The organism is Microcoleus sp. AT3-A2, from assembly GCF_036705685.1.
In the GTDB taxonomy this organism is placed as follows: Bacteria; Cyanobacteriota; Cyanobacteriia; order Cyanobacteriales; family Microcoleaceae; genus Microcoleus.
The window spans coordinates 22,173-28,282 of record NZ_JAUBVF010000075.1 but is presented as its reverse complement, the minus strand read 5'-3'; the positions used below and the strand labels follow the sequence as shown (position 1 = coordinate 28,282).

General features: G+C 46.2%; 6 protein-coding genes. 4 read left to right on the top strand and 2 right to left on the bottom strand.

The features are described from left to right. Window positions 1-270 precede the first annotated feature (270 nt). Together QUB37_RS26245 and QUB37_RS26240 are read right to left on the bottom strand one after the other, a co-directional pair. Window positions 271-993: a pyridoxine 5'-phosphate synthase gene (locus QUB37_RS26245; protein ID WP_333167737.1), complete on the bottom strand. Its 723-nt coding sequence runs from the start codon at window positions 991-993 to the stop codon at window positions 271-273. Between the two features lie 62 nt (window positions 994-1,055). Continuing rightward, the gene (locus tag QUB37_RS26240) at window positions 1,056-1,841 is read right to left on the bottom strand and encodes a nucleotidyltransferase domain-containing protein (RefSeq protein WP_333167736.1); all 786 of its coding nucleotides are present in this window, start codon (window positions 1,839-1,841) and stop codon (window positions 1,056-1,058) included. A 98-nt stretch (window positions 1,842-1,939) separates the two neighbouring features. Between QUB37_RS26240 and QUB37_RS26235 the strand changes: the two genes are divergently transcribed. From QUB37_RS26235 to QUB37_RS26220, 4 genes are all read left to right on the top strand, one after another. Then, the gene (locus tag QUB37_RS26235; protein ID WP_333167734.1) at window positions 1,940-2,080 is read left to right on the top strand and encodes a hypothetical protein; all 141 of its coding nucleotides are present in this window, start codon (window positions 1,940-1,942) and stop codon (window positions 2,078-2,080) included. A 32-nt stretch (window positions 2,081-2,112) separates the two neighbouring features. After that, on the top strand, window positions 2,113-2,973 hold the full coding sequence (locus QUB37_RS26230; RefSeq protein WP_333167732.1) for a Tab2/Atab2 family RNA-binding protein: 861 nt from the start codon (window positions 2,113-2,115) through the stop codon (window positions 2,971-2,973). A 290-nt stretch (window positions 2,974-3,263) separates the two neighbouring features. Further along, window positions 3,264-4,559, top strand: coding sequence for a TldD/PmbA family protein (locus QUB37_RS26225; protein WP_333167730.1), 1,296 nt, complete (start codon window positions 3,264-3,266; stop codon window positions 4,557-4,559). 196 nt (window positions 4,560-4,755) lie between these two features. After that, window positions 4,756-5,712: a GDSL-type esterase/lipase family protein gene (locus QUB37_RS26220; protein WP_333167728.1), complete on the top strand. Its 957-nt coding sequence runs from the start codon at window positions 4,756-4,758 to the stop codon at window positions 5,710-5,712. Window positions 5,713-6,110 lie beyond the last annotated feature (398 nt).

Sequence of the window (6,110 nt, the reverse complement as noted above, 5' to 3'; positions counted from 1 at the left end):
CCACCTAAACGGGTCTCAGCTAACTATGTTATTCTACCATAAATATAGTCTGTGTACTTACGCCGAGCTGTACTAGTGTTACTTCATTTTTGACGATCGCCTAATTATTTAGGGCGGTGCGAACCCCATCTTACCATATTTGTAGCGTGTTAAACCTTTTTTTACGTAAGTTTTGATACTCTATGTTTGTAGGGAGGATTTAGTTATTATCAATGATAAAGACAAGTTTATCACTACCGAATCCGCCCTACAATACGAGGTTAATTTGTACTACGAAGCGGCCAGGATTTTCAGGTAAGCTTGTACTGTGTTGGACAACCCCATTTCTAGCGCTTCCGCAATTAAAGCATGACCAATTGATACTTCTAGTATATTAGGAATACAGCAAAATTTAGCTAAATTTTGCAAATTTAAATCATGCCCAGCATTCACCCCTAAACCTGCTGATTGAGCGGCTTGAGCGGCTTCAACATATTGTTGAAAAACAGATTCAACTCTCCCTTCGCGAAAAGCAGTTGCGTAGGGTTCCGTGTACAGTTCTACTCTGTCTGCTCCAACTTCTTTTGCTAGCGGCATGAGAGCAGCATCTGCGTCCATAAATAAGCTGACTCTGATACCATTGTCTTTTAATTTTTGAATGATTGGTAAAAGCCGATCGCGATTTTCGGGAATATTCCAACCGCTATCGGATGTTAGCACGTCGGGAGCATCCGGCACCAAGGTACACTGAGCCGGTTTTACGTCGCAAACTATATCCATAAATGGCGGCTGAAACGGATTTCCTTCGATGTTGAACTCAACGGTTAGCATTTTGGCTAATTCGTAAACATCGGCAGCTTTGATATGCCTTTCGTCGGGGCGCGGATGGACTGTAACGCCGTGAGCTCCAGCAGCAATCACTGTTTTGGCGGCTTCCGTAACGCTGGGGATACCGATGTTTCGAGAGTTTCTGAGGAGGGCGATTCTGTTGATGTTAACGCTGAGTTTTGTCATGGGATGTTAATCTTTAAGGTAGATGCTACTATATTAATCGCTTTCGGTACGAAATCTTGAGCCTATGGCGGTAGTGTTAGGGCATTGTTAGAGGAAATATTAGCTTGTGCCAGCGGTAAAGTTTCTGCAAATAAAGCCTCTGCTATTTGCTGTTTGGCTGTCAAATCTGCAAGGTTGGCAATGCAGAAAAGCGGTGCGACGCACTCGACTATTTCGGGCGGAAAATCGCGGCTGAAATATTTTAGTTCAAAGTCGTATCTGTGGGGACGGTAAATCATGCCCAACAGTTCGACTAAGGGTAGAAGCGTCCAATTGTGATAGTTGCCGATCGCATCTACTAAATGTCCGCGATAAATCTCTTTTTTAACCAGAGGTTGCAGCAAATCGAAACGGATTTTAATTTCGTTGAATCTCGACTGCATTGTAGATAAATGTTTGCTTCGATCCAAAGGAGGCGGTACAATTAGATTAGCTTTGTCAAAGGCGATCGGGACTTTCCCGTGTCTCTCTATTTCCAGAAAATCGTTGCGGCTGCTGCGCCGAAAAACGGCGAAATCAATTAGCAAGAACGGCGGGGTTTCTTTCAGTCGCCAGAAGCACTGCGATTGACCGTGCCAAGCGGGTTCTGGAACTCGATATTTGAGTTCGATTTCGCCAATTTCTGCGAGGGCTTTTTCAACAATATCAAATGTTTCTTCCACGCAGTTATCTTCAACCACAACCGCAATATCGAGGTCTGACCACTCGTCGGTGTATCCGTGGGCTGCGGAACCTCCTTGCCACAAAGCGAGAACAAAATCTAAAGGTTGTAAGGTAGAAACAATCTTTTCGAGAATGATTTGTCTCATGGAATCAAGCTATACTGTTTGGTTTCCCTGGCTTGCACAAGTTTAACAAACGATCGCGTGTTGAGATTGCTCCGCGACAGTTCTCCGAGGAGTTGCTAATGCTTCCGGTTGTGCACTGCTGCCAAAAATTACACGGGAAGCTGCAAGGAAAAGTGGCAATCTTTGGGAAAGTGCGATCGCCCGCAATTGAAAATCAGCCTTATATTGTCAGAATCAGAAACTTGCCCGCTGTCCGGTAACATGAGAAAGGATTAATTTTTAACAGCGCGGCATGGCTACTATTTGGGAACTCGACTTTTACAGCCGTCCAATCATAGACGAGCGAGAGAAAAAAAAATGGGAAGTGTTGATCTGCGAAAGCCCGCTGAATGTAGGCGACAAGGCCGAATCTCTGTTTCGCTACTCGCAATTCTGCTCCAGTTCTACCGTGAATTCCCTGTGGCTGGCGGGTGCAATTAAAGAGGCGATCGCCGCAGCACCGAAACGCCCCGAAAAAATCCGCTTTTTCCGCCGCCAAATGGCGAACATGATTACCAAAGCCTGCGAGGATTTGGATATTCCCGCCGCCTGCAGCCGCCGCACCCTCGCCCTTAGCCTGTGGCTGGAAGAACGGATGCAAGACGTTTATCCCGCCGAACCGGGCTATCAACCGGTTGTGAACCCGAGCGTTCAATTTGTACCCGAAACGCCAGTTGCGCTGCCGGATGCTTTAATCGGCGAAAAATGGGCGTTTGTGAGTTTGCCGATCGCAGCTTTTGACGAAATGTCCGAGTGGGATATCGGATTTGGCGAAGCTTTCGGACTGCCGATGACACGCCTCGCCCCAGAAACGCAAATTCCGGGACTGATTATCTACTCGTCGAGAGCAACAGCTTTGGCAGGTTGGATGTCGGGTTTAGAGTTGGCTTTTCTGAAATTTGAGAGCGGCCCACCCGCTAGGCTGGTATTAGATACGGGAGCTAATGATCGCTGGATTTTAGCTAATCTCAGAGACGCAGCAACTGAGAGAGAAGCGAAAGGATTTGAAGCCGCGAAAAAGCAAGCAAAAAAAGTACATTTCTTAGCAATTCAGTCGAATCCCGAATCGGAATCTTTTGCAGGATTTTGGCTGCTGCACGAACTAACTATTTAGTCATTAGTCATTAGTCATTAGTCATTAGTCATTAGTCATTAGTCATTAGTCATTAGTTATGAGTCAATATAGCTGTTAACTCTAGACTAATGACGGTAGATTATTAACTGATGACTGATGACCAATGACTGTAAAATCTGGTTATCGCCGATTCCAGCAGTTTCCCAAAATAATCTAAATGTAGACCCGTGATCCCAACCCATATCCAGTAAGTTATTGCCAATTCTTTAATCGAAAATCGAAAATCGAAAATCGAAAATCGAATCGCCCATTACCAACCACCGAGAACAATGACCAATCACCAATCAGCAGAACAACTGTTAGAACTAGCCACCAAAGCAGGTGCAGAAGCTGCTGAGGTATTGGAATCGCAATCGCTCTCACGGCCGGTCTTTTTTGAAGCAAACCGCCTCAAACAGCTAGAAACCGCCCAAGCAGAAGGCATTGCCCTACGGCTGTGGCGGGATGGGCGGCCGGGTTTGGCGGTGGCCTATGGGCCTGTGGAACCGCAAATTTTGGTGGATAGGGCGATCGCGCTTTCGCAACTCAACGAACCGGAAACCATCGAACTCGGCACCGGTGAGAAAGTTGTTTATCCCGATCGCGGAGTGTCTGTATCGGCCGAACAGCTAGTAAACTGGGGCAAAGAGGCGATCGCGATCGTCCGCGAAGCCTATCCCGAAAGCCTCTGCACCGCTGAACTCGACTGCGAAATCGAGAGCACGCGCTTGGTGAACACCAGAGGCTTGGATTCCAGTCACACCGACACCACCCTCAGCGGTTACTTATCAGCAGAATTAGTGCGGGGCGAAGATTTCCTCAACATTTGGGAAGGCGAAACCGAACGCGGCACCCTCGACTTAAACACCAGCGCCAAGCGGGTTTTGCAGCGTTTAGAATGGGCGAAAGACAATGTAGCCCCCGCCACGGGCCGCGTGCCGGTGCTATTCACAGCCAAAGCCGCCGACTTGCTTTGGGGGACTGTCTGTGCCGCGCTGAACGGCAAACAGGTACTCGAAGGCGCTTCGCCTTGGAACGATCGATTAGGCCAACAAGTGACATCGCCGCTTGTCACCCTGTCGCAGCAGCCGGATATCGGGCCCTATAGCTGTCCTTTTGACGACGAAGGTACTCCGACTCGGGCGATCGTCTTTATCAACAATGGAGTGTTGCAGCTATTTTATACCGATCGTACCACCGGTCGAGCCTTGGGCAGTGGCACCACTGGTAACGGATTTCGCCCGGGTTTGGGCAGCTATCCGACGCCGAGTTTGTTCAATATTTTGATTAAGCCAGGTTCGCTTTCGCTAATCGATTTAATCGCTAAATTAGACGACGGAATTGTAGTCGATCAAATGCTTGGCGGCAGTGCTGGAATTTCGGGCGATTTTTCTATTAACGTCGATCTCGGCTACCGAGTCAAAAAAGGTCAAATAGTCGGCAGAATCAAAGACACAATGGTAGCTGGCAACGTCTACAGCGTCCTCAAACAATTAGTAGAATTGGGAGGAGACCCTGAGTGGAACGGTTCTTGCCACACACCGTCTCTAATTGTAGAGGGATTGTCCGTCATCGGTAAGAATTAAATGAATCGGGCATGGGGCATGGGTAATTAATCGGTAATAGTTAGTAGTTAGTAGTTAGTGGTTAGTGATTACTTGTTAGTAGTTTTTCTAATTAAAAATAACCAATGCCCAATGCCCAATGCCCAATGCCCAATGCCCAGTTCCCAATTCCAAATTCCCAATTCACAATTCACAATTCCCAATTCCCACACATAATATGCGTATTTGTTTTATCGGCGATTCTTTTGTAAACGGTACTTGCGATCCCAAATGTCTCGGTTGGACAGGACGGATTTGCGCTGCCGCTTGCGGACAAGGACACGATATTACTTACTACAATTTAGGAATAAGGGGAGAAAACAGTGCCGATATAGAAACTCGCTGGTTCAGCGAAGTTTCTTGCCGCTTACCTCACTACGACGACGGCAGAATAGTATTTTCCTTTGGCGTCAACGACACTTACCTAGAAAACGAAAAAATTCGCATAGAAGTTGAAAAATCCATTGAAAATGCTCGCTCTATTCTCACGTCAGCCAAAGAAATATTTCCAGTATTAATGGTAGGGCCGCCGCCAGTTATTGATGCCGATCGCACAAGCCGGATTGCCAACTTATCCGAACAGTTTTCTCAAGTTTGCAGCGAGTTAAACGTGCCTTATCTAGATGTTTGCACCCCGCTGCAAAAATCGGAAATTTGGCAAAAAGAACTTACCGAAAACGATGGCTCCCATCCAGGCGCCGCCGGTTACGCTGAATTGGCTAAAATAGTTCACAATTGGGACGGTTGGAAAGCTTGGTTTAAAAATATCAATATATCAGATCAAGAGACAGTCACGCTGTTCCGAGCCGTCGGCAAAAAAGAAATGGAACTGATTAAAGAAAGCGATTTTATGGCATTTCCGCCACGCTTATCCTTTCAGCCTACTTTTTATCCCGTACTTCACAAAGCCTATGCCATACAAATCGCGAGAGATTGGAATACAAGAGATGCAGCATCGGGATATTTCGGCTATGTCACGCGCTTTCGGGTGGCGGCAGAATTCTTAAAAAAATATCCGGTTCAAAATGTGGGCAGTTCGATTCACCAAGAATATTGGATTCCGGCAGAAGAATTGGCTCAATTTAATCAAAACATTGTGGGGAAAATTGAAATTTTTGCGGAATATCAACCCTAAACTAAGAGAGAACTGTGCTAGAATTTAATCAATTTTAAGTAATGAGTTTTGACTGCTATAGCAGTTCTCAAAAAAGTGAGGTATGCCCTATGCCCTATGCCCTATGCCAATGAGTACCTCATCTTTCTGAGAAATGCTATATGACACTCTGATAGATTGGGAAAGGGGAATACTGCTAGTCTTGAGACAATTGCTGTCAATCGATTTGAGATTTGAGATTTGAGATTTGAGATTGACCCCACGGATAAATGCTCTTTCTTGAGGATTTTCGATTTTCGATTTTGGATTGATTCCACGGATAAATCACGTGGCGGGTACCACCTTTGAAATTCTTGGTCAAGTCGCGAGATAGATTTGGGTAAATCCCAGACACGAAAAAAGAGGATTTGGGGCAACAC